Raw genomic sequence first — 25,277 nt, 5'->3', positions numbered from 1 at the left:
CTGGGTGCGGCTCAGCGCTTGACGGTGGCGACGAAGGCGGACCAGGCGGGCGGGTCGAAGGCCAGGGTGCCGCCGGTGCGGTCCTTGGAGTCGCGGACCAGCACCCGGCCGGGCAGGTTGTCGGCGACCTCGACGCAGTTGCCGCCGGAGGCGTTCGAGCGGCGGGACGTGCGCCACATCGGCTCGGTGGTCATAGCTCCCTCAACTGTTGCCTGATCAGATCCCGGGACTGGGCCGCGTTCAGGGCGAGCGCGTTGACAGTGTGCCACGCCCGATCGAGCCCGGTCACCCGCGCCGGCGCGGTGACAAGCCGGCCCTCGAAAATATCCTCCATGTATCCAGCGAGTGCGCCGTTGTCGAGCGAGGCGAGCACGAACGACACCGACCGGCCGATGTGCATGCCGACCCCGTCCGGCACCACGTGCACGAAGGTCCGGTGGCGCTCCGAGTCGGCCAGCAGCCGCTCCAGCTGGGCCTTGGCCATCGCCGGGTGGGCCGAGCGCAACGCCGCCACGTCCATCATGAACACGCAGATCGCCGGGTCCTCGCGGCCCAGCACGACGGACTGGCGCTCCATCCGGACGGCGAGCTGCTCGTCGACCTCGCGCTGACTGCGCAGGCCGCTGTCCAGCACCGACCGGGCGTACTCCTCGGTCTGCAGCAGGCCAGGGATGAGGGACGCTTCGTAGTACCGCAGGGCGGTGGCGGACTCCTCCAGCTGGACCCACGGGCGGAACCAGACCGCCTGGGCCATCCGACGCCGCTCCCGCTCCAGCTCACGGGCCTCGGCCGCCTCGGCCGCCGCCTTGCGGACCCGGTCGCCCGAGCCGAAGAACTGGTCCAGCCGCGCGGCGGTGTCCGGTTGCGGGACCAGCCGGCCCTGCTCGAAGGCGGCGATCAGCGAGCCGGAGACCAGGATCGCCTCACCGACCTGATCCTGGGTGACGGAGCGTTCGCTGCGCAGCTGACGGAGGATTTCCGGAAGTGTATTCACGGTGCACACCTTTCGGATACAGGTGATTGTTCGGCAGATGGGTGCGGATTGCCGCTGACCTATCTTCCACTGACCGGCTGGAGAAGTCCAGGGTGGAGTGGAGTGAAATTCCACTCGACACTCCACCCGGGAGGTCAACGGATGCCAAGAAACGACGGGATCGGCGGACTACCGCGGCAACTACGCCGGCTGCCCGGCAACGCCGGCCCGCAGCACACCACCGCACACGATGACGTGATCACCCACGCCCGACGCCTGGTCACCCGGCACATGCCCCGCCGCAACGACGGCTGTCTGCCGTGCGGGCAGGTGTACTGCCGGCCGTTCCGCAAGGCGCTGGCCTACCTCGACCGGCACCGGGATCCAGCGGCCAGAAGGGTCCGCGCGGTACTCCAACTACACGGCCTGCAACCACCGGAAATGGTGCCGGAAAGGATGGACGACAATGAGCAACAGTGATCTTCCGGTCGAGGTCGGCGACGTGATCAAGATGTCGGAAACCGATTACCGGTACGGGATCGGCGCGCTCCGACTGCGGGTGCAGCACGTGGGCGACGTGTCGATCGAAGACGGGATTCGATGGGTGCAGCTGATCGGCGCACAGATCAATTACGACGGCCGGGACGGCGTCACCCGACACATCCAGGCGCGGCTGGTGGCGCTGCTGCGGCCGGGGGCGGTGATCCGGCCGGTCCGGCACACCCGGCCGGCACCACCGGCACCACCGGCACATCCGCAGCCACGTGAGCCGTGACCACGTGACACCGTAAGCAGGTGAGGCGTACCAGGTGGTGGGCGGTCGGGGCGGCGGTCGGCGCGGTCGGCGGGGCGGTGACCGTGACGGTCGCGGTGGTCGCCGGTCCCGGTCCGGGACTGCGCGGGTACGTCAGCGAGTCCGGGGTCGGCGAGGGCGGCTATGTAGTGGCGTACCAGTCGGGGCTGCTCGCCCTGGCGGTGAGCCTGCTGCTGCTCGCCGGGGCGCTGCGCGCGGTCCGCGCCGCCGCCTGGCTGCTGGTCGCGGGGGCCGGTGCGACGACGGTCTCGGCGACCGTCTCCTGCCGGGACGGCTGCCCGCTGCCGCCACACGATCCGGTCACCGTGACCGACCTGGTGCACGGCGGGGCCAGCATCGTCGCCGTCGCCTGCTGCGTCTTTGCGATGATCGCCGTGTTCTGGTCGCCGGTGTCGACCTACCCGCTGCGTCGGCTGGCGCTGCTCGGGGCCGCCGCCGCGCTGCCGCTGTCCGCCGCCGTCGGGCTGAGCATGCTGCTGATCGGCGGCGGGCTGCTGGTCGGCACGCTGGAGCGGCTGCTGTTGCTGCTGATCGTGGTGTGGTGCGTGGCGACGGCAGGACAGGTGATCCGCGATCCGACCTACTCCGATTGCAGAAATTACGTAACTACGTAATAATGGGATGATGACTGAGCCGGAGTTGACCCAGCGGGTCGCCGCCCTGGAGCGGACCGTGCAGGACCTCGTCACGCGTCTCGCCACCGCCGGGCCCACCGCCGGGCCCACCGCCGACCCCGGCACCGGGCCCGACACCGCCGGGCCGGACACCGGCAACCCGTTCTGGGCGCTCGACGGGCTCAAGGCCCAGGTCGGCGGCACCCCCGGCGCGGTGCTCTACACCGGCACCGTCACCCTGCCGACCGGCGAGCACTACGACTGGCAGTACGGGCACACCGTCGACGACCTGCTCGACGCCGACTGGACCGGGTACGCCGACACCCTCACCGCGCTCGCCCACCCGGTGCGGCTGCTGCTGGTCCGGCAGATCCTGGCCGGCACCCGGACCGTCGCCGCCCTGGCCGAGGTCGACGGGCTCGGCACCACCGGTCAGCTCTACCACCACCTGCGGCAACTGGTCAGCGCCGGCTGGCTGCGCACGTCGGCCCGGGGGCAGTACGCCGTACCGCCGGAACGGGTCGTCCCCCTGCTGATCGTCCTGTCCGGAGCACACCGGTGACCCCGGTCCGTACCCGCGCTCTGATCGTCGCGGCGGCCGTTGCCGTCGTCGGCGGGCTGCTCGCCGCGCTGATCGCGCCGTGGCCGGCCCGCCTCGGCGACGCCGACACCGGTGACCTCGCGCTCGCCGCCGAGGTCCGCGCGGTGATCGACGACCCTGGTGGCTACCGGGGTCTCGCGGTGGCCCGGATCAGCGACGGGCAGGTACGGGTCGCCGGACTCGGCGACCGTACCTCCGGTCTGGCCGGCCGCGACGGCGAGCCGGTACGGCCGGACACCCCGTTCGAGATCGGCTCGATCGGCAAGACGCTGACCGGGATGCTGATGGCCGACCAGATCAGCGACGGGCAGGTCGACGGCGACACGACGCTCGCCGAAGCGCTGCCCGGTCAGGAGTTCGCCGACCCGGCGGTCGGTGAAATCACCCTGGCGGAGCTGGCCAGCCACCGGTCCGGGCTGCCCCGGCTGCCGACAGTCGGGCCGGCCGCCACGCTCACCATGACGCTGGGGGCGCTGCGCGGCACCGACCCGTACGCCGGCCTGGACGTCGACCGGACCCGCGCGGCGCTGACCCGCGCCCGGGTCGGTGACGGTCGAGGCGAGGTGCACTACTCCAACTTCGGGGCTGCGCTGCTCGGCATCGCGCTGGCTGAGCAGACCGGGAGTGTTGGAGAGGCCGACGCCGGCTCCTACCCGGCGCTGGTCGAGCGGCGGCTGTTGGACCCGCTCGGCATGGGCGACACCGGCTACTCCCTCGACGGGGCCGACCCGCCGGCCGGTGCGGCGACCGGATCCACCGCCGGTGGCCGCACCACCGACCCGTGGCAAGGCTCCGGGCTGGCCGGCGCCGGCATCGGCCTGTGGTCCACCGCCCCGGACCTGGCCCGGCTGGTCACCGCGCTGCTCGACGGCTCCGCGCCCGGCGCGGACGCCGCCCAACCCCGGTTCACCGCCGACGACGACACCCGCCGGATCGGCTACGGCTGGTTCACGACGACGTACGACGGTCGGGCGGTCACCTGGCACAACGGCGGGACCGGCGGTTTCCGCTCGTACGTCGGTTTCGACCCGGCCACCGGCGACGGCGTGGTGGTGCTCGGCAACACCGACAAGGGTGTCGAGCCGATCGGGCTGGCGCTGCTCGGGGTGGCCGGCGACAGCGACGCCGCCGGGGCCGGGCCGCTGCTGATCGGCGTCACCGTGGTGTTGCTGCTGGCCGCCGCGGCCACCCCGGCGGCGACCGCGTTCGGCGGCCGGCGTCGGTGGCTGCCGGTCACCGACCGGCTCAAGGTGATCGGCTCGGCGTCGACCGCGCTGCTCTACCTGCTGATCGGGTACCTCGCCGGTGCCTGGCACGACGTGTGGGCCGGCTGGTGGGCGGTGGCCGCCGGGCTCGCCGCCGGTGGGGTGGCGGCCGGTGTGCTGCGCTGGCGACGGCTGCAGGTGACCGGGTCCGGCCGGCCGTGGCTGCGCTGGACCGGGCTGGTGGCCACCGTCACCGTCACCACCGTCGCGCTCACCCTGACCCTGCTGCTGGCCTGAGCTCAACCGGGCGCTGCGCCGCCGGACCGGGTCAGGTGCCGGGTCGTGGCTGCTGGTCAGGTACCGGGTCGTAGCGGCCGATGGCGGCGCGGGCGGCGACGGCCAGCAGGTCCAGGTTCCCGGACCAGCCTTTGATCTTGGTCGGCACCGCTCCCGCCGGGTAGGCCCGGGTCACCGGCACCTCGCAGACCCGCAGCCCCAGCCGGGCCGCCCGCACCGGCAAATACGCCAACAGCTCGTACGCGTCGAACACGTCCCGGAACACGCCGACCCGGGGATCGGCGAGCAGCCGGGCCGAGTGGCCCCGGAAGCCGTTGGTGGTGTCGGTGTACCAGGTCCGCGCGCCGGCCGACAGCATCGGTGCGTGCAGCAGCCGGATGCCGAGGTACCGCGCCCAGGGCGTGTTGACCGCCACGCCGCCCGGGACGAACCGGGAACCCTGCACGTAGTCGTACCCGGCGTCCAGCCGGTCCCGGAACCGGCCGATCGCCTCGACGCCGTCCTTGCCGTTGCCGTCCACGGTGACCACCCCGTGGTAGCCGTCGTCCAGGGCTGCGGCGAAAGCCATCCGCAGTTGCGCGCTGAGCCGGCCCGGACCGCGCTTGACCAGCACCGACCGTACGCCGTGGGCGGCCAAAAAGTCGTCGGCGAGGGAGCCGTCCGTGCTGCCCCCGTCGGCGATCAGCACGTCCAGGCCGTGGTCGTGGTCGTGCATCCGGCGCAGCTGCGCCCGCAGCCGTTCACCTTCGTTGAGCACCGGCACCACCACCGCGTACCGGCTGCGCCGGGGGGCGAAGTCGCGTCGGTCGTGGTGCGGGATCCGCCGGTCGTGGTCCCGGGAGAGCGCTGGTACCTGGTCGTCTGGCACCTGGTCGCCCGGGACGTCGAGCTGTCGGATGCCGGTCATGGCCGATCACCGCACAGTGCCACGGCGTACCGGGCAGCGCGCTCGACGGCGGCGACCGGGTCGCCGTCCGACGGGCGCATCTCCACGCTGAGGTACCGGTCGTAGCCGACGGCCCGCAGCGCGGCGACGAAGTCGGCGTGGGCGCGGTCCGGGGTACCGACCGCCGCCAGGTCGGGCTCGCTGAGATGGGCGTGGCGCAGCAGCGGGGCGAAACGGTCGACGCAGGCCGCCGCGTCGTCACCGGCCAGCGCCATGCAGGCGGTGTCCAGGTGCAGCCGCAGCCCCGGCGAGTCGACGGCGGCCACCAGCCTCGCCGCCTCCTCCGCCCGGACCAGGTAGTCGGCGCCGTACTCGGCAGGGTTGGCCTCCAGGCACAGGCTCGTCCCGGCGGCGTGTGCCCGGCGGGCCAGCCGGCCGAAGACGTCGGCGGCGATCCGGTCCGCCATCTCGACCGGCAGGCCGTCGCGGCGGCGGTTACGCGGGCTACCGAAGACCAGGGCGGTGGCACCCATCGCGGCACACAGGTCGATCACCCGGCACAGGTACGCGACGAGGTCTTCGCGGCGCGGCCCGAACACCGTCAGCTCGGGGCGTCCGTACAGCAGCGACTGGGCCGCCACCACCGGCAGACCGGCGCGGGCCCATGTCCGCCCGTACGCGTGTGCCTGGTCGAGGGAGACCTCGGTCAGGTCCGGCCAGATCTTCGTGGGTGCCACCTCGACGCCGGCCACTCCCGCGTGGCGCAGCAGGTCGGCGACCTTCTCGTCGTCGGTGGGCTGCCAGGCGATGTTGCTGACCGCCACCTTGATGGTCGACTCGGACATCACGCCGCCACCCGCTCCCCGGCCGGGCGCACACCCGCCGCCTGGCTGTCGGCGAACTCCCGCAGCCGGGCGATCGTCTCGTCGCGGCCGCTGACGTACGGCCCGTCGGCGCCGAACACGGCGGCGTGCCGGGTACGCATGTCGTAGTCGACCCGGGCCACCGTGTCGCAGATCAACGTGCGTCCGAAGACCTGCTGTGCCACGGTCTGCGCGGCGAGCGGCTCGGTCGCCAAGTTGACCACGCTCAGCCCGGCGGCGACGGCCCGGTCCAGGTCGGCGGTGAGTCGCCGCAGGTCGTAGAACTGGAACGTCGAGTCGCGGTGGCAGAACTCCTCGGCCCGCCCGGTCGCCAGGTCGTAGACGAGGTTCTTGCGCAGGTCCGGCCCGAACAGGGCGGGCAGCCGGACCACCAGGCTGCGTGGGTAGTGCCGCTGGACGAACTGTTCCAGCTGTCGCCGGTTGCGGCCGTACGCCTGCGGGTGGTCGGCAGGTTCGACGGACGTCGCCTCGTCCACGCCCTGCGGCTGCGGGTAGACGTCGATGGTGGAGATGAGGACGGCCTCGTCGGCTGTCGTGGTGCGCAGGTGGGTGGTCAGGGCGTCGATCGCGGCGCGGTCGGCGTCCGGGTCGGCGTTCGCCCGCCATTTGACGCCGGGGGCGGCGCTGATCACCAGCCGGGTGAACCGCTGCCCGTCGATTGCCGCGACGGTGGCCCGGTTGACCTTGAGATCGTAGCCGCGTTGTCGGGCCAGGTTGCCGCCGACGAAGCCGGTGTGGCCGACCAAACCTGTGAGCATGACTCACCTCTCGTTAAGCGACAAATCGTGACAAGATGGATGCTAGCTTTCTGCCGTGAGCAGAGGGGGCATTTCTGTTGATACGCTCGTATTCGGAGCGGGAGTCTTCGGCCTGTGGGCCGCCCGGCGGCAACTCGCCCACGGCGGTTCCGTCGCCGTGGTCGACATCGACCGGCGCCCGCTGCTCCGCGCCAGCCTGATCAACCAGGCCCGAGGGCACAACGGCTACCACTACCCGCGCAGCGTGTACACGGCCCTGCGGTCAGCCAGCTACTACGAACGGTTCCTGCGCGACTTCCCCGCCGCGGTCAACCACCGCTTCCGCAGCGTGTACGCGATCGCGGCGGAAGGTTCCTTCGTGGACGCCGCCTACTTCGAGAAGTTCTGCGCCACCGTCGGCGTACCGGCCAGCCGGACCGACCCGGCGGAGTTCTTCCTGGGCGGCACCGTGGAGGCGGCGTACGAGACCGACGAGTTCAGCTTCGACGCACCGGCGCTGCGCGCCGCGCTGCTGGCCCGGCTCGACGCCTACCCGGGCCGGCTGCGGTGGTTCCTCGGCGACACCGCAGTAGAGGCGGGACGAGACGGTACGGTCTGGCGGGCCACGCTGCGGTCCGGCACCCAGGTGGAGGCCGGCGCGGTCGTCAACGCGACCTACGCCGGCACCAACGCCCTGCTCGCCACGTTCGGCCTGCCGCCGGTGCCGCTCAAGTACGAGCTGTGCGAGATGGTGCTGGTCGACGCTCCGGCTCACCGGGACGTGGCGGTCACCGTGCTGGACGGTCCCTTCTTCTCGCTGATGCCGTTCGGGCACACCCCCTGGCACAGCCTCAGCGCGGTGGCCTACACCCCCCGGCTGACCAGCACCGACACCCTGCCGACCTTCCCCTGCCAGCGCCGGACGCCGGGCTGCGCGCCGGCCGCCCTGGCCAACTGCGGGACATGCCCCGCCCGGCCGGCCACCGGCTACCCGTACACGCACACCCTGGCCCGCCGTTTCCTGCCGGCAGCCGGACAGCTGCGCCGGGTGGAGAGCCTGTGCGCGGTCAAGACCGTGCTGCGGACGGCGGAGGTCGACGACTCCCGGCCGACCCTGATCCGGACCGAGAGCGAGCACCCCCCGTTCGTCACCTTGTTCAGCGGGAAAGTCAACACGATCTACGACCTGGATGAGGCGCTGTGGCGTACCAGACCTTCGTGAGCTTCGTGCTCTACTGCCGCGACGACCCGGATCTGGACCGCTTCCTGGCGCAGCTGGGGCCCAGGCTCAACGAGCACTACGACCTGCACGAACTGGTGGTGGTCGACGACAACTCCAGCGTCGACCCCACCCCGTTGGTGCGCGAGTACGCGGACCGGTACCAGCTCAACGCGGTGGTGGTCCGGCTGGCCCGGCGGCACGGCGTGGAGGCCGGGATGAAGGCCGGGCTGGACCGGGCGATGGGCGACTGGGTCTTCGAACTGGAGAGCCCGACAGTGGACTTCCCGTTGGACACCCTCGCCCGGATGTACGAGCGCGCCACCACCGGCGGCTACGACATCGTCACCGCCAGCGGCGACGACGGGCCGCTGCGCAGCCGGGTGTTCTACCGCCTGGTCAACCGGTACAGCGACCTCGACACCCCGCTGCGTACCGAGCGCCTGAGGCTGACCTCCCGGCGCACGCTGGCCGCGATGCTCGCCATGCGGGAAAAGGTCCGCTACCGCAAGGCCCTGTACGCGATCCTCGGGCACCGGCACGAGCACCTGCGGTACACCCGGACCACGGTGGACACCGCCGCGCGCCGGCGGCTGGACCGGGAGACGTCGAGCCTGGCCTTCGACATCCTGCTGTCGTTCTCCGACTTCGGGCCACGGGTGGCACACCGGCTGTCCCTGACGTTCGGCGCCCTGTCGCTCGCCGGCATCGCGTACGCGGTCGCGGTGTTCCTCGTCAAGTCCGACCCCATCGAAGGCTGGACCACCCTGGCGATCCTGGTGGCTGGCGGATTCACCGGCCTCTTCCTGATCCTCGGGGTGCTCGGCGAGTACCTGGCCCGGATCCTGGTCGAGGTGCGGGCCCGGCCGATGTACGCGGTCCGCGACGTGGTGGTGTGCCAGCCGGCCGAGACGCCCGGCCGGACCGCCGGACCGCCGGGGCCGTACCTGCACGAACAGGTGACCGGCGCACCGACCCGTCCGGCCACACCGGACGACCGTACGGCGACGATCGGAGTGGGCGCATGAGCACGCTCACCCGGCTCACCGGTCGACCGGTCGGCGAACCGGTCAACGTCAGGCGGCGCCTGTCGGTGCCCGGCTGGCTGCCCGCCGCCGGCTGGGCGGCGCTCGTCGGCGTGCTGGCGTTCCTGCTGGTCTACTACTGGAACGGTCCGCCGTACAACCCGGACTCGTGGCGTTACTACGAGCTGTCCCAGACCCTCGGCGGCGACTTCTTCCGGATCACCTCCCGGCACAGCTACCAGTCGACCGAGCCGTACTCGATGGGCTGCGGTCCACTCTGGCCGATCCTGGTCGGCATCACCGCCGCGCTGACCGGCACCGGCCCGCAGGCCGGTCTGCTGGCCGCCGCCGGATGCGTGCTGGCCATGGCGGCGGTGCTGTCCGTGCTGGGCCGACGCATCGGCGTACCCGGACTCGGGCCGCTCGTCACCGTGGGTCTGCTCGGCTTTGTGCCGTTCCTCGACGAGATCCTCACCGCGCGGACCTTCCCGTTGGCCGGGCTGCTGCTCAGCCTGCTGATCCTCGCGCTGGTCAGCACCGACCGGCGTGCGGCGCTCGCCTGGCCGGCCGCCGGTGCCGCCGCCGGCGGCCTGGTGCTCACCCGGCCGGACACCCTACCGGCGGTGCTGCTCCTGGCGGTGCTGCTGGTCGTGATCCGCCGCCGGGACTGGCGCTGGCTGCTGCCGGCGGGCCTGGTCTTCGCCCTCGTGATGTCGCCGTGGGCGGTCTACGGGCTGACCCACTTCGGCACGCCCTTTCCGGCGGACAACCGGATCATCGCGATGGCCGTGCCGCAGCTGTACGTCACCGACGTGATCGACCTCGATCAGCTTCCGACCGCCACCGACGACCCGCTCGGCTGGCTGGCCCGGCTCGCCGGCAACGCGCCGGCGGCGGTTCTGCAGGCGGCCAAGGCTGCGGTGTGGGCACCCACTGTCGTGGCCACCACCGTCGCCGCCGGCCTGCTGCTGTTCCGCGGCCGCAGACGGCTGCGCGGTGGGCCGCGATGGTTGCTGGTCGGCTTGGCCGCGCTGGCCGCATTCACCGCACAGGTCGCCTTCTCCGAGATCAGCACCGGCTACCTGAGCCGACGCTATCTCAGCCTGGCCGTACTGCTGATGCTGCTGGCCGCCGTCGTGCTGATCCTCCGGGCCCCGGTCCCGGCCCGGCTGGCCGGGCGGCGGACCGGGCATGCCGTCGGCGTGCTGCTGCTGACCCTGCCGGCCGGCTGGGCACTCGGATACCAGCTCACCACCGTGCCACCGGACCCGGACAGTCTCACCGGCGGCGTGGTCGAGCAGGAGCTGCGGCGCTGCCGCAGCGACGGCACGCTGACCATCGTCACCAGCACGGAGGTCGGCCGGCACAGCGCCCTGACCGGCCGACCGACGGCGTTCTTCCCGGACAACTTCGCCGACATCCCGGTCGCGCAACGGCGCGACTGGATCGCCACCTGGGGAATCGACCAGCTCTACCTGCTGCCCCTGCCGCCGGACGCCGATCCGCAGACCGTCCAGCGCCACGACGAGCCACGGTCGTTGCTCGCCACCGCCGCCCGGGTGACCCCGGATCCGTGTGCCTCCGTGGGCCGGCTCTACCGGGTGTCACTCGACTAGCCCGGTCAGACTCGACAGCCCGGTCAGTCTTGACCAGCCCGGTCAGTCTTGACCAGCCCGGTCAGAACAGCACGGTGGCGAAGGAGCCGACCCGGCGGAAGCCGCACCGGTCGTAGACCCGGCGGGCGGCGGTGTTGTAGTCGTTGACGTACAGGCTGACGGTCGGGGCGACCCGGCGCAGCGCGTCGCGCACCACCGCCGCCATCGCCGGGGTGGCCAGCCCCCGGCCGCGCCACACCGGATCGACCCAGACCCCTTGGACCTGCGCGGTGTGCCGGGTGACGACGGCCAGCTCGGCCTTGAAGACCACCGTGCCGTCGACGATCCGGGCGTATGTGCGACGGGCCCGGACCAGCTCGGCGACCCGCCGCCGGTAGCCGCGCCCGGCGTCCTCGGCGACCGGGGAGACGCCGACCTCCTCGGTGTACATCGCCACCGCCGCCGGGAAGAGCAGGTCGACCTCGTCGGGCCGGACCAGGCGTACCCCCGGGTCGGCCGGCACCGCCGGCGGCCGGTCGGCGATCAGCAGCGGCTGGTCGGCGCGGATGTCCCGGGCCGGACCCCACTGCCCGCCGAGCCGCTCCCACAGCCCGAGTACGGCGTCGGCCCGGCCGACGATCGACGAGCAGACCCGTTCCTCGATGGCGAGCCGGTCGGCGAACGCCGCGACCGCGGCCGGTGAGGCGTGCACCGGGGTCAGGTGCCCGCCGAGCCAGCACAGCGACTCGAGTTGGCGGCGCGGCCCGTAGCCGAAGACCCGGCCGTCCGTACGCCACCAGGCCAGCCCGCGCGCGGCGATCCGCTCCGCGACCTGCGGCGCGGCATAGGGGTCGAGGTCGAGGATCCGCTCCACCGCCCCACGCTCGGTCTCCCCGAGCTGCCGCACCGGCACCGTCAGCACAGTTACCAGCCTGCCAGATCCGATGCCGCCCGGCAGACCCGATCCGGGCACGGATGGTCAGGCGCTGCCGCGCACCGGGGGGTCAGGCGCTACCGCGCACCACCAGTTCGGTCGGCAGGATCACGGCGGCGTGTGAGTCGCCGGCCAGGTGGCCGAGCAGCAGCCGGACCATTTCGGCGCTGATCCGCCCCAGCGGCTGGCGGATGGTGGTCAGCGGCGGCAGCGACGCGGTGGCCACCTCGGAGTCGTCGAAGCCGCCGACGGCGACGTCCTGCGGCACCCGCCGGCCGGCCCGGTGCAGCGCGGCGATCGCCCCGGCGGCCATCAGGTCGGAGCTGACGAAGACCGCGTCCAGGTCGGGGGCCTGGCGCAGCAGCTGCTCCATCGCCGCCTCTCCCCCGGCCCGGGTGTAGTCGCCGGTCACGACCAGCCGGGGGTCGGTGTCACCCAGCACGTCGTGGTAGCCGGCGAGGCGTTCGACCCCGCCCGGGGTGTCCAGCGGGCCGGTGATGGTGGCGATCGTCCGGTGCCCCCGGGACCGCAGGTAGGAGACCATCTGCCGGGCACCGTCGCGGTCGTCGGCGGCGACATAGCTGACGTCACGTTCGTGGCCGAGTGGTTTGCCGCAGACCACGAACGGCAGCCCGCGCCCCTTCAGCTCGTCGATCAGCGGGCTGCCGGCGTGGGTGGAGACCAGCAGCGCGCCGTCGACGTGGCCGGCGGTGACGTAGCGGCCGACCCGTTTGCGGTCCTCCGAGGTGCCGGCGATGGTCAGCAGCAGGGTGATGTCGCGTTCGGCCAGCGCCTGGGTGCAGCCGCGCAGCAGCGCGTTGAAGTTCGGGTCCTCGAAGAGCCGGTCCTGCGGCTCGGACAGGATGAACGCCACCGAGTCGGACCGCTGGGTGACCAGGCTGCGGGCGTGCTGGTTGACCACGTACCCGGTCTTGCGGATGGCCCGTTCGACGGCCTCGGCGGCCGGGCCGCTGACGTTGTGCCCGCCGTTGAGCCACCGCGACACGGTGCCCCGGGACACCCCGGCGACCGCGGCGACGTCGTCCATGGTGGGGCGGGCCCGCTCGGGGCGGGCCCGGTTACGCTCGGTTCCGGCCACAGTCACATTGTCTTCCTTGGGCCTTGATCGATCTCACGCCCGATCGACTTCATGCCTCGATCGCGCTCATGCCTTGATGGATCCGGACAGCAGGTCGATCCGCCAGTACCGCTGCAGGGAGAGGAAGAGCGCCACCAACGGGATGATCGACAACAGCGATCCGGTGATCACCAGACTGTACAGGGCCGGGGTGGTCGAACCCTGGTTCAGCAGGGTGTACAGGCCGAGGGTGACGGGGAACTTGTCGTCGTCAGCGAGCATGATGAACGGCAGCAGGAAGTTGTTCCAGATCGCCACGAACTGGAAAAGGAACACCGTGATCAGGCCGGGGACCATCATCGGCACCGCGATCCGGCGGAAGATCCGGAACTCGCCGGCGCCGTCGGTGCGGGCCGCCTCGATCACCGTGTCCGGCACCGCCGCCGCCGCGTAGATCCGAGCCAGATAGATGCCGTACGGGCTGATGATGCTGGGCAGCAGCACCGACCAGTAGGTGTCGGCCAGCCCCACCTTGGCCAGCAGCAGGTACTGCGGCACGGCGAGGATCACCCCGGGCACCAGCACCCCGGCCAGCAGCATGTTGAAGATCGCCGACCGGCCGACGAAGTCGTACTTGGCCAGCGTGTAGCCGCTGAGTCCGGACAGCGCCGCCGAGGCCAGGGCGCCGACCCCGGCGTACAACGCGGTGTTGGCCACCCAGCGCCAGAACTGCCCACCCCGGTACGCCGACAGCTCGGCGATGTTGGCGAACAGCGCGTCGCCGGGGGCGAAGGTGAAGGTGCTGAACAGGCTCGATCCGCTCTTGGTGGCGGCGACCAGTACCCAGGCCACCGGCAACAGGCAGTAGACCGCGCCGATCAGCAGCACGATCGTCGGCACCAGTTGCGGTCGGGGCCGGTGTGGTCGGCGGCGGCCGGCGGCCGCGGCCGGTTGCGGATGGGCGGTCGCCATCACCGCTCCTGACCGAAGGCCCGCCGCTGCACCAGCCGCAGGAAGCCGAACGACAGCACCAGGGTGGCCAGGGCGACGATCACCGAGGTCGCGGCGGCGGCGTACCGGTCGTCGGTGGCGAACGCGTCCCGGTAGATCTTCATCAGCGGGGTCCAGGTCGACGAGATCGAGTTGGTCAGCGGGCGCAGCGTCATCGGTTCGCTGAACACCTGCAAGGTGGCGATCATGGTGAAGACGGTGGTCATCACCAGCGCCGGGACCAGCAGCGGGATCTTGATCCGCCAGGCGATCTGCAGTTCCGAGCAGCCGTCGATGCGGGCCGACTCGTACAGCTCCGGCGGGATCGCCCGCAACGCGGTGAACAGCACGATCATGTTGAACCCGACGCCACCCCAGAGCGCGATGTTGACCACCGCGTAGAAGACGGTGCCGGTGCCGAGCAGGTTCGGCTCGGGCCAGCCGAGCCGGTCCAGGGTGTCGTTGAGCGGGCTGGTGGCGGGCAGGTAGAGGAACCCCCAGAGCAGGCTGGCGATCACCGCCGGGACGGCGTACGGCAGGAAGATCGCGACCCGGCTGACGCGTTGCAGGCCGACCCGGGGGCGGTCCAGCAGCAGGGCGAACAGCAGCGCCAGGCCGAGCATCACCGGCACCAGCAGCGCGCCGTAGCCGAGGACCCGGGCCGCTCCGGAGAGCAGCGCCGGGTCGCCGAGCGCGGCCCGGTAGTTGTCCAGTCCGGCGAAGACCTCGGTACGCGAGCCCCGGCCCAGGCCGAGGCCGGAGACCTGCACCTTGCGCAGGCTCAGGTGGACGGCGTACCCGATGGGCAGCAGGAAGGTCAGCACGAACAGCGCCACCGCCGGGGTGAGGAAGACGTACGGCACCGCCGTACGCCTTCCCCGGCGGCCGCCGCCGCGGGCGCGGGTGGCCAATGGCGTCACTGAACTCATCCGGCGCTCATTCGGCGATCGAGAAGCCGTTGTCGCGCATGTCGTCGACGGTCGCGGTCTGCATCGCGGCGACCGCGTCGACGAACGGCGTACCGTCGGTGATCGCCGCCGCGAACGAGTCCATGTACGTCTGGTAGGTGACGTTGACGTTCGGCCCCCAGGTGAACCCGGCGGCGGTGTCGGCGATCTCCTGGGCGAGGGGGTAGAAGTCGGGCTGGTTGGCGAAGAACGCCGGCGGGTCGGCCAGCGCCGGGCCGGTCTGCGCGTCGCGGGCCGCCGGGTAGATGGCGGATTCGCGCACCAGCAGTTCGGTGGCGGCCGGGTCGGTGTTCATCCAGGTGGCGAACTCGACGGCGGCCTCCTTGTGTGGGGAGGCCTCGGTGACGCCGGTGGACGAACCGCCCCAGTTGCCGGTGACGTTCTCCCCTGCTGTCCACTGTGGCAACGGGGCCATCTCCCACCGACCCTCGGTGTCGGCGGCGTTGCCGGCCAGCACCCCAGGCCCCCAGATGGCGCTCGGCCAGGCCAGCAGGGTGCCGTCGTTGAGCGCCTGGTTCCACTCCGGGGTGTACATCGGCTGGTCGTTGACCACGCCCTCGGAGACCAGCCCGCCCCAGAACTCGGCGACCTGCCGGGTGGCCGGGTCGTCGACGCTGACCCGCCACGCCTCGCCGTCGATCGCCCACCAACCGGCACCGGCCTGCTGGGCCAGCCCGGCGAACCAGCCGGGGTCGTTGGCGGAGAACGTGGTCAGGTAGTGGTCGGTGGTCTGCGCCCGCAGGTCCCGGGCCGTCTGGGCGAACTCGTCCCAGGTGGCCGGTACGGTCAGGCCGTACTGCTCGAACAGGTCGGCGCGGTAGTAGAGCATCATCGGCCCGGCGTCCTGCGGGATGGCGTAGACGGCGTCGGTGCCGAGGGTGACCTGCTGCCAGACGCCGTCGGCGAACGCGCTCTGCGCGTCACCGGCCAGCTCGGCGATGTCGGCGAGCACGTCGTTGCTGACCAGGGTGGGCAGTGACTGGTACTCGACCTGGGCGAGGTCCGGCGGGTTGCCGGCCTGGTTGGCGGTGAGCAGCTTGGTGACGATGTCGCCGCCACCGGCCTGCTTGCTCAACGTGACCTGGACGTCCGGGTTGTCGGCGTTCCACGCGTCGACGACCTGCTCGATGTTCGGGGCCCAGGACCAGAAGGTCAGCTCGACCGGGCCGTCGTCACCGGAGTCGGTCCCGCAGGCCGCGACCAGGCTGGCGGCGAGCGTCGTGACCATTATCTTCGCGCCGAGGGAGCGTCCCATCTCAACCTCTCATCGTTCGCCCGTGTCATCGGATGGTGACCAGGAGGAAACATCTGTGAGCGCTCACAGTCTTGGCGCCGGTCAATCGTGTGTCAAGAGCCACATCGGGGCTGCAATCGCTGCTGTGGCGTGTGCGATCATGCCGATGTCGGGTTGGGAGCGCGTACAGTTTCGGAGCGTCACATGGTGCAGAGACCACTGATCCCCCGGCTGGACCGGCTGGCGTACGGCGGGGACTACAACCCCGAACAGTGGCCGGCCGAGGTCTGGCCGCAGGACGTGGCACTGATGCGCGCCGCCGGGGTCAACCTGGTGAGCGTCGGGATCTTCTCCTGGGCGCTGCTGGAGCCGGCCCCCGGCGAGTTCGACTTCGGCTGGCTGGACAAGGTGCTGGACCTGCTGCACGACGGCGGGATCGCCGTCGACCTGGCCACCCCGACCGCCGTACCGCCGGCCTGGCTGCGTCGCGCGCACCCGGACACCCGGCTGGTCGACCGCACCGGCGCGGTGCTCGGCGGCGGCGCCCGGCAGTCGTTCTGCCCCAGCTCACCGGCGTACGCCCAGGCGGCGGCCCGAATCGCCGAGGCGATCGCCACCCGGTACGCCGACCACCCGGCACTGGCACTGTGGCACGTGCACAACGAGTACGGCGGCGCCAACGCGCTCTGCTACTGCGCCGGCTCCACCGAGGCGTTCCGCGACTGGCTGCGGGAGCGCTACGGCGACGACCTGGCCGCGCTGAACACCGCGTGGGGCACCAGCTTCTGGGGGCAGCGCTACGGCGACTGGGCGGAGATCGAGGCACCGACCGCCGCACCGACCGCGGTCAACCCGGCCCAGCAGCTGGACTTCCTGCGGTTCTCCTCCGACGCGCACCTGGCCAACTTTCGCCGCGAGCGCGACATCCTGCGCCGGCACACCCCCGACGTGCCGGTGACCACCAACCTCATGCTGGCCAACTGCAAGACGTTGGACTACTGGCGGTGGGCCGACGAGGTCGACGTGGTCGCCAACGACCACTACCTGCAGGCCGAGCGGGCCGACAACGCCATCGAGCTGGCGATGTGCGCCGACCTGACCCGTTCGGTGGCCGGCGGCCGGCCGTGGCTGCTGATGGAGCACTCCACCTCGGCGGTCAACTGGCAGCCGCGCAACATCGCCAAGCGCCCCGGTGAGCTGGCCCGCAACAGCCTCGCCCACCTGGCGCGCGGAGCCGAGTCGGTGCTGTTCTTCCAGTGGCGGGCCGCCCGGTTCGGGGCGGAGAAGTTCCACTCGGCGATGGTGCCGCACGGTGGCACCGGCACCCGGATCTGGCGTGAGGTCGTCCAGTTGGGCACCGAGGTGCTGCCCCGGCTCGACGAGCTGCGCGGCACGACGGTGGTCACCGACGCGGCGATCCTGTGGGACTGGCAGTCCTGGTGGGCCGTGGAGCTGGAGTGGCGCCCCTCGGTCGACCTGGACTTCCGGGAACGGGTCGAGACCTGTTACGAGCGGCTGTGGCGCGACCGGTTGACCGTCGACTTCGCCCACCCCGAGGCGGCACTGGACGGCTATCCCCTGGTGGTGGTGCCGAGCCTGTACCTGACCACCCCGGCGGCGGCGGAGAACCTGCGCCGCTACGTCGCCGGCGGCGGGAGTCTGCTGGTGTCGTACTTCTCCGGCATCGTGGACGCCACCGACACCGTCCACCCGGGCGCGTACCCGGGCGCGTTGCGGGACCTGCTCGGGTTGACCGTGGACGAGTTCCTGCCGCTGCGCGCCGACGAGTCGGTCGAGCTGGGTGAGGGCCGGACCGGGCCGGAGCAGGGCCTGACCGGGCCGGACGGCCGGTTGACCGGTGACGTGTGGGCCGAGGCGGTGGAGCTGGCCGGGGCCGAGGCGGTGCTGCGCTACACCGACGGTCCGGCGGCCGGGGGTCCGGCGGTCACCCGGCACCGGTACGGCGCCGGCACCGCCTGGTACGTCTCCACCCGCCTCGACGCCGCCACGCTCGCCCCGGTCATGACCCAGGTGTACGCCGACGCGGGCATCGCACCGCCGGCCGACGTCCCCGACGGCGTGGAGCTGGTCCGCCGGACCGGGCCGGCGGCCGACTACCTGATCGCGATCAACCACTCCGCCGACGACGCGGTACTGACGGCCGCCGGGACGGAGCTGATCACCGGCGCGAGCTGCGCCGGGACGGTGACGGTGCCGGCCGGGCAGGTGCGGGTGGTACGCCGGGGGTGACGACACCTCTTGACAGGGATCGGCGGTGATGATTCTGTGAGCGCTCCCAGTATTACATCGTTGTGACGGGCTCACATCGGGCGCATCACCACTCCACAGCAGACCGGTGCGGCCGTAAGCGCTCCCAGAGCTTGTCCCTGTCGAGGAGGGCGCAGACATGCGCATCCGCAGAACCCTGGCCGCCGTGGTCGCCCTGGCGACCGGCGACGGCTGGGAGGACCAGGCACTGTTCGACTACTCCGGCAGGGCGCTGCCCGGGCTACGGGTCTTCGCCGACGTCGTGGCACGTGACAAGGGAGGCAAGCGATGACCATCCGTACCCGTAGATTTTTCGGACGCGCGGCGCTCGCGCTGCTCACGGTGGCCGCAACCGGCGCGGCCGCGTTCGGTGTCGGCCTGGTCGGCGGTACGCACGGAGCCGCGCACGCCGCCACGACGCTGACCAACGGCGGATTCGAGGCGGGCGGCGGCACCCAGACCCCGTCCGGCTGGGGCGAGTACTCGTGGTCCGGGCACACCAGCGCCAGCTACACCGAGTGGGGCGGACGCTCCGGCAACTACCGGCTGTCGCACTGGGCGTCGGGTGCCTACCAGGTCGAGACGTACCAGTATCTGTCCGGGCTGGACAACGGCGCCTACACGGCACGGGCCTGGGTGCGCTCCGGCGGCGGGCAGTACGAGGCGTTCATGGCGCTGCGCAACTGCGGCGGCGCCGAGGCCCGGGTCACCATCCCGACCACCGGCAACTGGACGCAGATCTCGGTCTCCACGACGGTGACCAACGGGCAGTGCACGGTCAGTTTCGTCTCCAACGCCCGCGCCGGGAACTGGATCAACGTGGACGATGTGGAGTTTACCGGCGGGTCGACCGGCGATCCGGGCGTACCCGGCGGGTTCATGGTCGGCGCCGACTTCTCGACGCTGGCCAAGAACGAGGACCGGGGCGCGGTCTACCACGACGCCGCCGGCAACCAACGGGACGCGGTGCAGCTGCTGCGGTCGGCCGGCGTCAACTACGCCCGGTTGAAGGTGTGGGTGAACCCAACCGACGGCTACAACAACAAGGCCCGGGTGCTGGCGATGGCCGCCCGGGCGAAGGCGCAGGGAATGCGGCTACTGGTCGACTTCCACTACTCCGACACCTGGGCCGACCCGGGCAAGCAGTACAAACCCCGGGCCTGGGCGAACTACAGCGTCAACCAGCTGCGCGACGCGGTCTACAGCCACACGTACGACGTGTTGAGCGCGCTGAAGGCGCAGGGCACCACCGCCGACATGGTGCAGGTCGGCAACGAGATCAACGACGGAATGCTGTGGCCGGAGGGTCGCAGCAGCAACTGGGCCAACCTGGCGACGTTTCTGACCGCCGGGGCGCAGGCGGTCAAGGCCGTCGACGCCAACACCCGGGTGATGCTGCACCTGGCCGAGGGCGGCAACAACAGCCAGCACCGCTGGTGGTTCGACCAGGCCACCTCGCGCGGCATGCCGTTCGACGTGATCGGTGTGTCGCACTACCTCTACTGGCACGGTTCGATCACCAGCCTGCGCACCAACCTCAACGACCTGGCGGCGCGCTACCAGCGGCCGGTCGTGGTGGTGGAGACCGCGTACGGGTTCACCACCGCGCAGCAGGACCACGAGCCGAACATCTTCAACGCCTCGCTGGCGGCGGCCGGCGGCTACCCGGCGACCCCGCAGGGCCAGGCCGACGCGCTGCGAGCCGTCTTCGACGCGGTCAAGGCGGTGCCGAACGGGCGCGGCCTGGGCGTCTTCTACTGGGAGCCGACCTGGACGGCGGTCTCCGGTGCCGGCTGGGATCCGGACGACCCGTCGTCAGGCAACGGCTGGGAGAACCAGGCGGTGTTCGACTACTCCGGCCGGGCGTTGCCGGCGCTGGCCGTCTTCGGCCAGGTCTAGCCGGGTCCAGCCGTTGCGATCTAGAAGGATTGTGGTCGATATAGCGGCCAGATCCTTCTAGATCGCTGCTGGATCCGCCACGGCACCACCACCGGCCCCGCCGGTCTACGGAGCCGCCCGGCTCACCCGGCCAGCGCGACGGTCCGGCCAGCGGATGCGCAAGGCGATCCGTCGTTCTAGTTTCGAGTAATGAGCCACTCACGAGGAGTGCGACGCGCCGCCATCGGTCTGCTGGCCACGGCGTCCATCCTGATCGGAGCGGGATGCACTGGTGGTACGGACGAACGACTGGTCGTCTTCGAGGAGCAGATCGTCCCGATCGTCATCGAAGCCGGCAAGGCGGGCGCTAAAGCGTTGCCACCGCCGTACGGCCAGGTGGTGCTGGTCGGAATCTTCGCCACCGAGCAACTGCTCGAGGAGCACGCTAAGGACCAGGACGTGACGTACCTGCTGATCGAGCAGGTCATCGACGGCGAGCAACAGATCAGCGTCTTCCAGATCGACACCAACCGCAAGCTCAAGGTGGCGATGAACGGCAGCTTCATCCAGGAGATCGAGCGTAACCAGATCAGGATCACGGTAGATCCGGAGGTCGAGAGCACGATCGTGGTGACCGACGCGCTCACCGACGACGTTGTCGAGGTGGAGGGCGAGTTCCGGATCTACGGCAACGACCTGGTCACCTATGGTGACAACACCAAGGCCCACTACGACCTCGACTCCGGACAGCACGGTGACCCGGACACCGATCCGGCGTACGCGGAAGTCGTCGACATCAGCATGCCAGACGTCATCGGCATCGGCGCCCACTTGCGCAACGGCGCGCGGATCGCCGACTGGCAGTCGGGCACCCCGAGCTTCGCCGAATGCTCGTCGCTGCCCGGGGACCGCTGGAAGGACCGGATGCGCGCCAGCGGCGGCAACTTCTGGAAACTACGACCGACGTTCTGCATCCGCACCAGCGACGGCCGGTACGGCGTACTCAGCATCAAGATCGACCAGTCGATGCGTTACGTGCTGTGGAAGACCCCGGGATCCGACGTCGAGGAGTGATCACCGATGCAGGTCCGGGCCGCTGACGATGGTCCGCTCATGGCACAACTCATAGTCCTCACCGGCCCGATCGCGGCCGGCAAGAACACCGTCGCGGAGCTGCTCGCCGACCTGCTGACCGACGCCGGGCGTACCGTCGTGGTCGCCGATGTCGACGAGGTCGCCGCGATGGTCCGCCGGCCCGGCGCGGGCGCGGCCGGATTGTGGTTCGCCGCGCACGAGGCACACGGCGCGCTCGTCGGCCAGTGGATGCGCTCGGCGGTCGACTACGTGATCGCGGTCGGACCGTTCCACACGGCCGACGAGCGGGCCGCGCTCACCCGGATGCTCCCGGACAGCGCGGCCGCTCTGTGGGTGGTCATCGACGCCCCGGTCGAAGTGACGTTCGCCCGGGCCCAGGCCGACCCGACGCGCGGGCTGTCGCGCGATCCGGGGTTTCACCACCGGGCGCACAACCGCTTCCGGCAGTGGCTGCCGATGATCCCGGCGGACCGGGTTTTCGACTCGTCTCGGCTCGGCGCCGGGCAGATCGCCGCCGCCATCGCCGAGTCGCTGCCGCCCCGGTGAATCCAACCCATCGGAGTCAGCAGCCGAACGGTACGGTACATCGATCTCACGACGACCCGCGACCACGGCACCGGTGCCGTCAAACGTCGCGGAGGCGCAGCGCCACGTGGCTGGCGGCGCCGGCGCCGGCAGCGGCGAGTGCCAGCAGCCCCAGTCCGAGTCCGGGGGCGACGCCGTCGACCGGGACGACGGCGTACGCCGCCTGCCCGGCGGTGACCGGCCAGTACCGCGAGAACCAGTCACCGAGGGCCCCGGGCAGTCCCGGCCCGAGCGCCGGCACGAGCAGGAGTGCGCCGACGAGCGCCGCGAGGCTGGCGGTGGTCGACCGGGTCAGGCTGCCCACGGCGACCCCGAGCAGGCCGATCAGCGTCAGGTAGAGCGTGCCGGCGACGAGTGCGCGGACGACACCCGGGTCGCCGGGACCTGCCGCCGGGAGGCTCGCACCGATGAGCACCACCTGTACGACGCCGAAGCTGAGCACCGTCGTGACGAATCCGACGACGAGCGCGACTGCGGTCACCACGGTGGCCTTGGCGGCGAGCAGGCGCGACCGGGCGGGGACGAAGACGAGGCTGGTTCCGATCATGCCGGTGCCGTACTCGGGCGTGACGCTGAGCGCGCCCAGCATGCCGATGATCAGCTGCGCGAAGAGGAAGCCCCGCAGGCTCGTCGCGGTCGGGTCCCAGCCGTCGGGCAGGTCGGCCGGCGACCCGCCGAGCAGATCGGAGATCCCGAGAACGCCGAGGACCGCTGCGGAGGCGACGGTGCTCAGCGCCGCGATCCAGGTACCGCGGACGCTACGGACCTTGGTCCATTCGGAGCGGAGCAGGTTCATGCCGCATGTCCTTCGTACTCGGTGACGTCGTGGGTGAGCCGGAGGAAGACGTCTTCCAGCGATTCGCGCACCCGGGTGAGTTCGTCGAGGACGATCCCCTCCGCGGCGGCGATCTTGCCGACCGTCGCGGTGTCCGCCCCGGTGACGACGAACGAGGACGCCGGCCCGGGGGTGTAGCTGATCCCGACCCGGTCCAGCGCCCGAGCGAGCTCGGCCGGTGACACGGCCCGGACAGTGACCGCCTGCGTCGTGTTGGCCCGGACGAAGTCGTCGAGGGCTGCCTCGGCGATCAGGCGGCCCTGCCCGACGACGACGAGGTTGTCGGCAGTGAGCTCCATCTCCGACATGAGGTGGCTGGAGAACAGGACGGTACGTCCCTCCCCAGCGAGATCGCGCATCAAGGTACGGATCCAGCGGATGCCTTCCGGGTCGAGGCCGTTGAGCGGCTCGTCGAGCACCAGGACGCCGGGGTCGCCGAGCAGAGCCGTAGCGATGCCGAGCCGCTGGTTCATGCCCAGGGAGAACTCGCCGGCCCGGCGCCCGGCGGCATCCGTCAGTCCCACCAGATCGAGCACCTCGTCGACCCGCTCGCGGCGCAGGCCCATGGTCTGGGCGAAGGCCAGCAGGTGGTCGGACGCGGTGCGGTGCGGATGCACCGCCCGGGCGTCCAGCAGCGCGCCGACGGTGCGCGCCGGGTCATCGAGGTCGGTGATGTGCCGGCCGCCGATGGTGATGGTGCCGGCGGTCGGCGTGGTCAGGCCGAGCAGCATGCGCATCGTCGTGCTCTTGCCCGCCCCGTTGGGGCCGAGGAACCCGGTGACGACCCCGGGCTGGGCGGTGAAGGACAACTGGTCCACCGCAACCCTGGTGCCGTACCTCTTGGTCAGTCCGTGCGCCCGGATGCCGACGGCCGGCGTCTCCCGGGATCTCGACCTGTTCGCTGGCATGTGCCTCCCCCTCGGAAACTAAACTACACCGTTTAGTGTAGTTAACCGGGGCGGCGACGGCGAACCCGGTCGGGCTCAGAGCTCGAACGGCACGCCGATCGCCTCGGCCCAGCCGCGGATCCGCTCGTCGTACCCGGTGAAGTTGCGGCAGCGGAGCGCTCCGGTCGGCGTGAAGTGGCGGGATCCGGCGAGCCCGAACTGCCGCAGCACCTCGACCACGAACGCTCGGGAGACCTTCGTCAGGTCGGCGGACAGGCAGGCGGCGAGGTCGACCGGCCGACGGGCGGGCTCGACCCGGGCCAGCCGACGGCCCGCTGGCGCGTAGCCGTGATCGCCGTGGTTCCACACCTCGTACGGCACGGCGCCGCCGCCCGGTCCGTACGAGGCGATGCTCAGCTGGACCACGGCGTGGCCGGGGGCGCCCGCGTACTCGGCGTAAGCTGCCGCCAGCCGCAGCGTCGCGACGGTGAGCCAGGCCAGCGCGCCCTCCCCGAGCGCCCAGACCTGTGCGCCGTCACCTGGACTGTCGCGCAGCGCACCCGCCGCGAGCGCGAACAGCGACGAGCCGTCCGCCTCCAACGCGCAGTGGTACCTGACGGCTGGTCCCGAGGCCGGCCCGGCCGCCGGCCCCGCCGTCAGGTGCGCCGACGCGAAGGTGACACCGCCGGACCGCAACTGCGGCTGGTCGACGCCGATGGGAATGGGTGCCGGCCAGACCGCCACCTGGCGTCGCACCCAGAATTGCAGGTCGTCGCCGGTCTGGGCGACAGGGCGCGACGACCCGCCAGCGGATGTCGCGGGCGCCGTCGCCACGACGATCCAGGGCCCGTCGGCGGCGAGCTCCGCCGGCATGTTGTCGACCAGGCACGCCACGCGCCTGAACCTGTCGTCCATAGTCCCACCTCCCTGAAACAAAGCACACTAAATAGTTTACTTATCGCCTGGCAAGTGCACCTGCCGGTGTGGATAGCGCCGGCTGGGCGTACGCTGTGACCGTGCCGAGGGCTATCGCGGACGTGCAGACCCCCGGCCGCCGACGGCGGTCCGAGGGCAAGAAGGCCGCGATCCTGGACGCGGCCGAGACCCTGTTCATCACCGAGGGGTACGAGCGCACCAGCGTGGACGCGGTCGCGGCGCGCGCCCAGGTGTCCAAGCGGACCGTCTACGACCACTTCGGCGACAAGGAGACCGTCTTCCTGCGAGTGCTCGAACGAGTGAGCGACGCGCTGGTGAGCACCGTTCGTGCCGCGATCGACGAGGAGCTGACGGTTGGGCGCGACCTGCGTGAGGCACTGACCGCCTTCGGGCACCGCATCGTCAACCAGACCTTCCCCTCGTCCGACTATGTCGCCTTCCGCCGGCTGGTCTCCCAACAACGGTCGGTTCCGCGCCTACCGGAGACGGTGCGTGACCGCCCCGAACGGATGCTCGAGGATCGGTTCGCCGGACTGGCCGCCACGGGCGAAATCCGGGCCCCGGACCCCCGCCTCGCGGCGCGGCACTTCACCGCCCTGACCATCAGCCTCGCGCTGGAGATGGTCGCGGACCAGCGGCAGCAGGCGGAGGCGGCCGAAGCGGCGGAGCTCTCGGCGATCATCACCGACGGGGTCGACGCCTTCCTGCGCGCCTACCGCTGACCGACACCCGCTCACCG

General features: G+C 71.5%; 27 protein-coding genes. 14 read left to right on the top strand and 13 right to left on the bottom strand.

All coding sequences use genetic code 11. The features are described from left to right. Positions 1 to 11: 11 nt before the first annotated feature. Complete coding sequence (locus EDC02_RS02595; protein WP_123600565.1) at positions 12 to 194, bottom strand: DUF397 domain-containing protein; 183 nt, start codon at positions 192 to 194, stop codon at positions 12 to 14. After that, positions 191 to 994, bottom strand: a complete 804-nt coding sequence (locus tag EDC02_RS02590) for a Scr1 family TA system antitoxin-like transcriptional regulator (protein WP_158632033.1) — start codon at positions 992 to 994, stop codon at positions 191 to 193. Before EDC02_RS02590 ends, EDC02_RS02595 begins: the two co-directional genes overlap by 4 nt. A gap of 141 nt (positions 995 to 1,135) precedes the next feature. On the opposite strand from EDC02_RS02590, the gene EDC02_RS02585 reads away from it, so the two are divergent. The 5 genes from EDC02_RS02585 to EDC02_RS02565 are packed head-to-tail and all read left to right on the top strand — an operon-like array spanning position 1,136 to position 4,504. Continuing rightward, positions 1,136 to 1,453, top strand: a complete 318-nt coding sequence (locus EDC02_RS02585; protein WP_123600563.1) for a hypothetical protein — start codon at positions 1,136 to 1,138, stop codon at positions 1,451 to 1,453. Next, positions 1,440 to 1,748 carry a hypothetical protein gene (locus EDC02_RS02580; protein WP_123600562.1) on the top strand — a complete coding sequence of 103 codons (309 nt, stop codon included), beginning with the start codon at positions 1,440 to 1,442 and terminating at the stop codon, positions 1,746 to 1,748. The genes EDC02_RS02585 and EDC02_RS02580 overlap by 14 nt, the downstream gene beginning before the upstream one ends. A 20-nt stretch (positions 1,749 to 1,768) precedes the next feature. Then, positions 1,769 to 2,401: a DUF998 domain-containing protein gene (locus tag EDC02_RS02575; RefSeq protein WP_123600561.1), complete on the top strand. Its 633-nt coding sequence runs from the start codon at positions 1,769 to 1,771 to the stop codon at positions 2,399 to 2,401. Between the two features lie 10 nt (positions 2,402 to 2,411). Then, a complete protein-coding gene (locus EDC02_RS02570) occupies positions 2,412 to 2,963 on the top strand; it encodes a helix-turn-helix transcriptional regulator (RefSeq protein ID WP_123604425.1) in 552 nt (183 codons plus the stop codon). After that, positions 2,960 to 4,504, top strand: a complete 1,545-nt coding sequence (locus tag EDC02_RS02565; protein WP_158632032.1) for a serine hydrolase — start codon at positions 2,960 to 2,962, stop codon at positions 4,502 to 4,504. Before EDC02_RS02570 ends, EDC02_RS02565 begins: the two co-directional genes overlap by 4 nt. Before the next feature lie 31 nt (positions 4,505 to 4,535). On the opposite strand, the gene EDC02_RS02560 is transcribed toward EDC02_RS02565, so the two are convergent. The 3 genes from EDC02_RS02560 to EDC02_RS40015 are packed head-to-tail and all read right to left on the bottom strand — an operon-like array spanning position 4,536 to position 7,032. Beyond that, positions 4,536 to 5,411, bottom strand: a complete 876-nt coding sequence (locus tag EDC02_RS02560) for a glycosyltransferase family 2 protein (RefSeq protein ID WP_123600559.1) — start codon at positions 5,409 to 5,411, stop codon at positions 4,536 to 4,538. Next, the gene (locus EDC02_RS40020; protein ID WP_158632031.1) at positions 5,408 to 6,235 is read right to left on the bottom strand and encodes a sugar phosphate isomerase/epimerase; all 828 of its coding nucleotides are present in this window, start codon (positions 6,233 to 6,235) and stop codon (positions 5,408 to 5,410) included. The genes EDC02_RS02560 and EDC02_RS40020 overlap by 4 nt, the downstream gene beginning before the upstream one ends. Beyond that, positions 6,235 to 7,032, bottom strand: coding sequence for an NAD(P)-dependent oxidoreductase (locus EDC02_RS40015; protein WP_158632030.1), 798 nt, complete (start codon positions 7,030 to 7,032; stop codon positions 6,235 to 6,237). Before EDC02_RS40015 ends, EDC02_RS40020 begins: the two co-directional genes overlap by 1 nt. Positions 7,033 to 7,087: 55 nt before the next feature. Here EDC02_RS40015 and EDC02_RS02550 point away from each other — a divergent pair, with 55 nt between their 5' ends. Genes EDC02_RS02550 through EDC02_RS02540 form a run of 3 tightly spaced genes read left to right on the top strand, consistent with a single transcriptional unit; the run spans position 7,088 to position 10,871 of the window. Next, on the top strand, positions 7,088 to 8,233 hold the full coding sequence (locus EDC02_RS02550; RefSeq protein ID WP_123600558.1) for an FAD-dependent oxidoreductase: 1,146 nt from the start codon (positions 7,088 to 7,090) through the stop codon (positions 8,231 to 8,233). Then, positions 8,212 to 9,258 (top strand): glycosyltransferase, encoded by a 1,047-nt coding sequence (locus tag EDC02_RS02545; RefSeq protein ID WP_123600557.1) that lies wholly within the window; start codon positions 8,212 to 8,214, stop codon positions 9,256 to 9,258. The genes EDC02_RS02550 and EDC02_RS02545 overlap by 22 nt, the downstream gene beginning before the upstream one ends. After that, complete coding sequence (locus EDC02_RS02540; protein WP_123600556.1) at positions 9,255 to 10,871, top strand: hypothetical protein; 1,617 nt, start codon at positions 9,255 to 9,257, stop codon at positions 10,869 to 10,871. Before EDC02_RS02545 ends, EDC02_RS02540 begins: the two co-directional genes overlap by 4 nt. 61 nt (positions 10,872 to 10,932) lie before the next feature. On the opposite strand, the gene EDC02_RS02535 is transcribed toward EDC02_RS02540, so the two are convergent. The 5 genes from EDC02_RS02535 to EDC02_RS02515 all read right to left on the bottom strand — a co-directional run bounded on the left by EDC02_RS02535 (position 10,933) and on the right by EDC02_RS02515 (position 16,075). Further along, positions 10,933 to 11,772 (bottom strand): DUF4081 domain-containing GNAT family N-acetyltransferase, encoded by an 840-nt coding sequence (locus tag EDC02_RS02535; RefSeq protein WP_123600555.1) that lies wholly within the window; start codon positions 11,770 to 11,772, stop codon positions 10,933 to 10,935. Between the two features lie 82 nt (positions 11,773 to 11,854). Further along, positions 11,855 to 12,883, bottom strand: coding sequence for a LacI family DNA-binding transcriptional regulator (locus tag EDC02_RS02530; protein WP_233605698.1), 1,029 nt, complete (start codon positions 12,881 to 12,883; stop codon positions 11,855 to 11,857). Between the two features lie 66 nt (positions 12,884 to 12,949). Continuing rightward, a complete protein-coding gene (locus EDC02_RS02525) occupies positions 12,950 to 13,834 on the bottom strand; it encodes a carbohydrate ABC transporter permease (protein ID WP_123600554.1) in 885 nt (294 codons plus the stop codon). Further along, on the bottom strand, positions 13,834 to 14,781 hold the full coding sequence (locus EDC02_RS02520) for a carbohydrate ABC transporter permease (RefSeq protein WP_123600553.1): 948 nt from the start codon (positions 14,779 to 14,781) through the stop codon (positions 13,834 to 13,836). The genes EDC02_RS02525 and EDC02_RS02520 overlap by 1 nt, the downstream gene beginning before the upstream one ends. Positions 14,782 to 14,788: 7 nt before the next feature. After that, the gene (locus tag EDC02_RS02515; RefSeq protein ID WP_123600552.1) at positions 14,789 to 16,075 is read right to left on the bottom strand and encodes an ABC transporter substrate-binding protein; all 1,287 of its coding nucleotides are present in this window, start codon (positions 16,073 to 16,075) and stop codon (positions 14,789 to 14,791) included. 183 nt (positions 16,076 to 16,258) lie between these two features. On the opposite strand from EDC02_RS02515, the gene EDC02_RS02510 reads away from it, so the two are divergent. The 5 genes from EDC02_RS02510 to EDC02_RS02495 all read left to right on the top strand — a co-directional run bounded on the left by EDC02_RS02510 (position 16,259) and on the right by EDC02_RS02495 (position 21,841). Further along, on the top strand, positions 16,259 to 18,304 hold the full coding sequence (locus tag EDC02_RS02510) for a beta-galactosidase (protein WP_123600551.1): 2,046 nt from the start codon (positions 16,259 to 16,261) through the stop codon (positions 18,302 to 18,304). A 157-nt stretch (positions 18,305 to 18,461) separates the two neighbouring features. After that, entirely contained in the window at positions 18,462 to 18,614 is a 153-nt protein-coding gene (locus tag EDC02_RS40010; protein WP_158632029.1) for a hypothetical protein, read from the top strand. After that, complete coding sequence (locus tag EDC02_RS02505; protein ID WP_123600550.1) at positions 18,611 to 20,221, top strand: arabinogalactan endo-1,4-beta-galactosidase; 1,611 nt, start codon at positions 18,611 to 18,613, stop codon at positions 20,219 to 20,221. The genes EDC02_RS40010 and EDC02_RS02505 overlap by 4 nt, the downstream gene beginning before the upstream one ends. A 189-nt stretch (positions 20,222 to 20,410) precedes the next feature. Continuing rightward, positions 20,411 to 21,274 (top strand): hypothetical protein, encoded by an 864-nt coding sequence (locus EDC02_RS02500; RefSeq protein ID WP_148083312.1) that lies wholly within the window; start codon positions 20,411 to 20,413, stop codon positions 21,272 to 21,274. 39 nt (positions 21,275 to 21,313) lie between these two features. Next, a complete protein-coding gene (locus EDC02_RS02495; RefSeq protein WP_158632028.1) occupies positions 21,314 to 21,841 on the top strand; it encodes an AAA family ATPase in 528 nt (175 codons plus the stop codon). Between the two features lie 79 nt (positions 21,842 to 21,920). Here the strand turns inward: EDC02_RS02495 and EDC02_RS02490 are convergent, their stop codons facing one another. The 3 genes from EDC02_RS02490 to EDC02_RS02480 all read right to left on the bottom strand — a co-directional run bounded on the left by EDC02_RS02490 (position 21,921) and on the right by EDC02_RS02480 (position 24,517). Next, positions 21,921 to 22,676 (bottom strand): ABC transporter permease, encoded by a 756-nt coding sequence (locus tag EDC02_RS02490; RefSeq protein ID WP_123600547.1) that lies wholly within the window; start codon positions 22,674 to 22,676, stop codon positions 21,921 to 21,923. Then, the gene (locus EDC02_RS02485; RefSeq protein WP_123600546.1) at positions 22,673 to 23,623 is read right to left on the bottom strand and encodes an ABC transporter ATP-binding protein; all 951 of its coding nucleotides are present in this window, start codon (positions 23,621 to 23,623) and stop codon (positions 22,673 to 22,675) included. The genes EDC02_RS02490 and EDC02_RS02485 overlap by 4 nt, the downstream gene beginning before the upstream one ends. 75 nt (positions 23,624 to 23,698) lie before the next feature. Continuing rightward, positions 23,699 to 24,517: a hypothetical protein gene (locus EDC02_RS02480; RefSeq protein ID WP_148083311.1), complete on the bottom strand. Its 819-nt coding sequence runs from the start codon at positions 24,515 to 24,517 to the stop codon at positions 23,699 to 23,701. Between the two features lie 101 nt (positions 24,518 to 24,618). Between EDC02_RS02480 and EDC02_RS02475 the strand changes: the two genes are divergently transcribed. Beyond that, positions 24,619 to 25,260 (top strand): TetR/AcrR family transcriptional regulator, encoded by a 642-nt coding sequence (locus tag EDC02_RS02475; protein ID WP_199757481.1) that lies wholly within the window; start codon positions 24,619 to 24,621, stop codon positions 25,258 to 25,260. The last annotated feature ends 17 nt before the right edge of the window (positions 25,261 to 25,277 follow it).

Source organism: Micromonospora sp. Llam0, assembly GCF_003751085.1.
Taxonomy (GTDB): Bacteria; Actinomycetota; Actinomycetes; order Mycobacteriales; family Micromonosporaceae; genus Micromonospora_E.
Note: the sequence above shows the minus strand (reverse complement) of the source record. Positions and strands in the feature narration are given on the sequence as shown.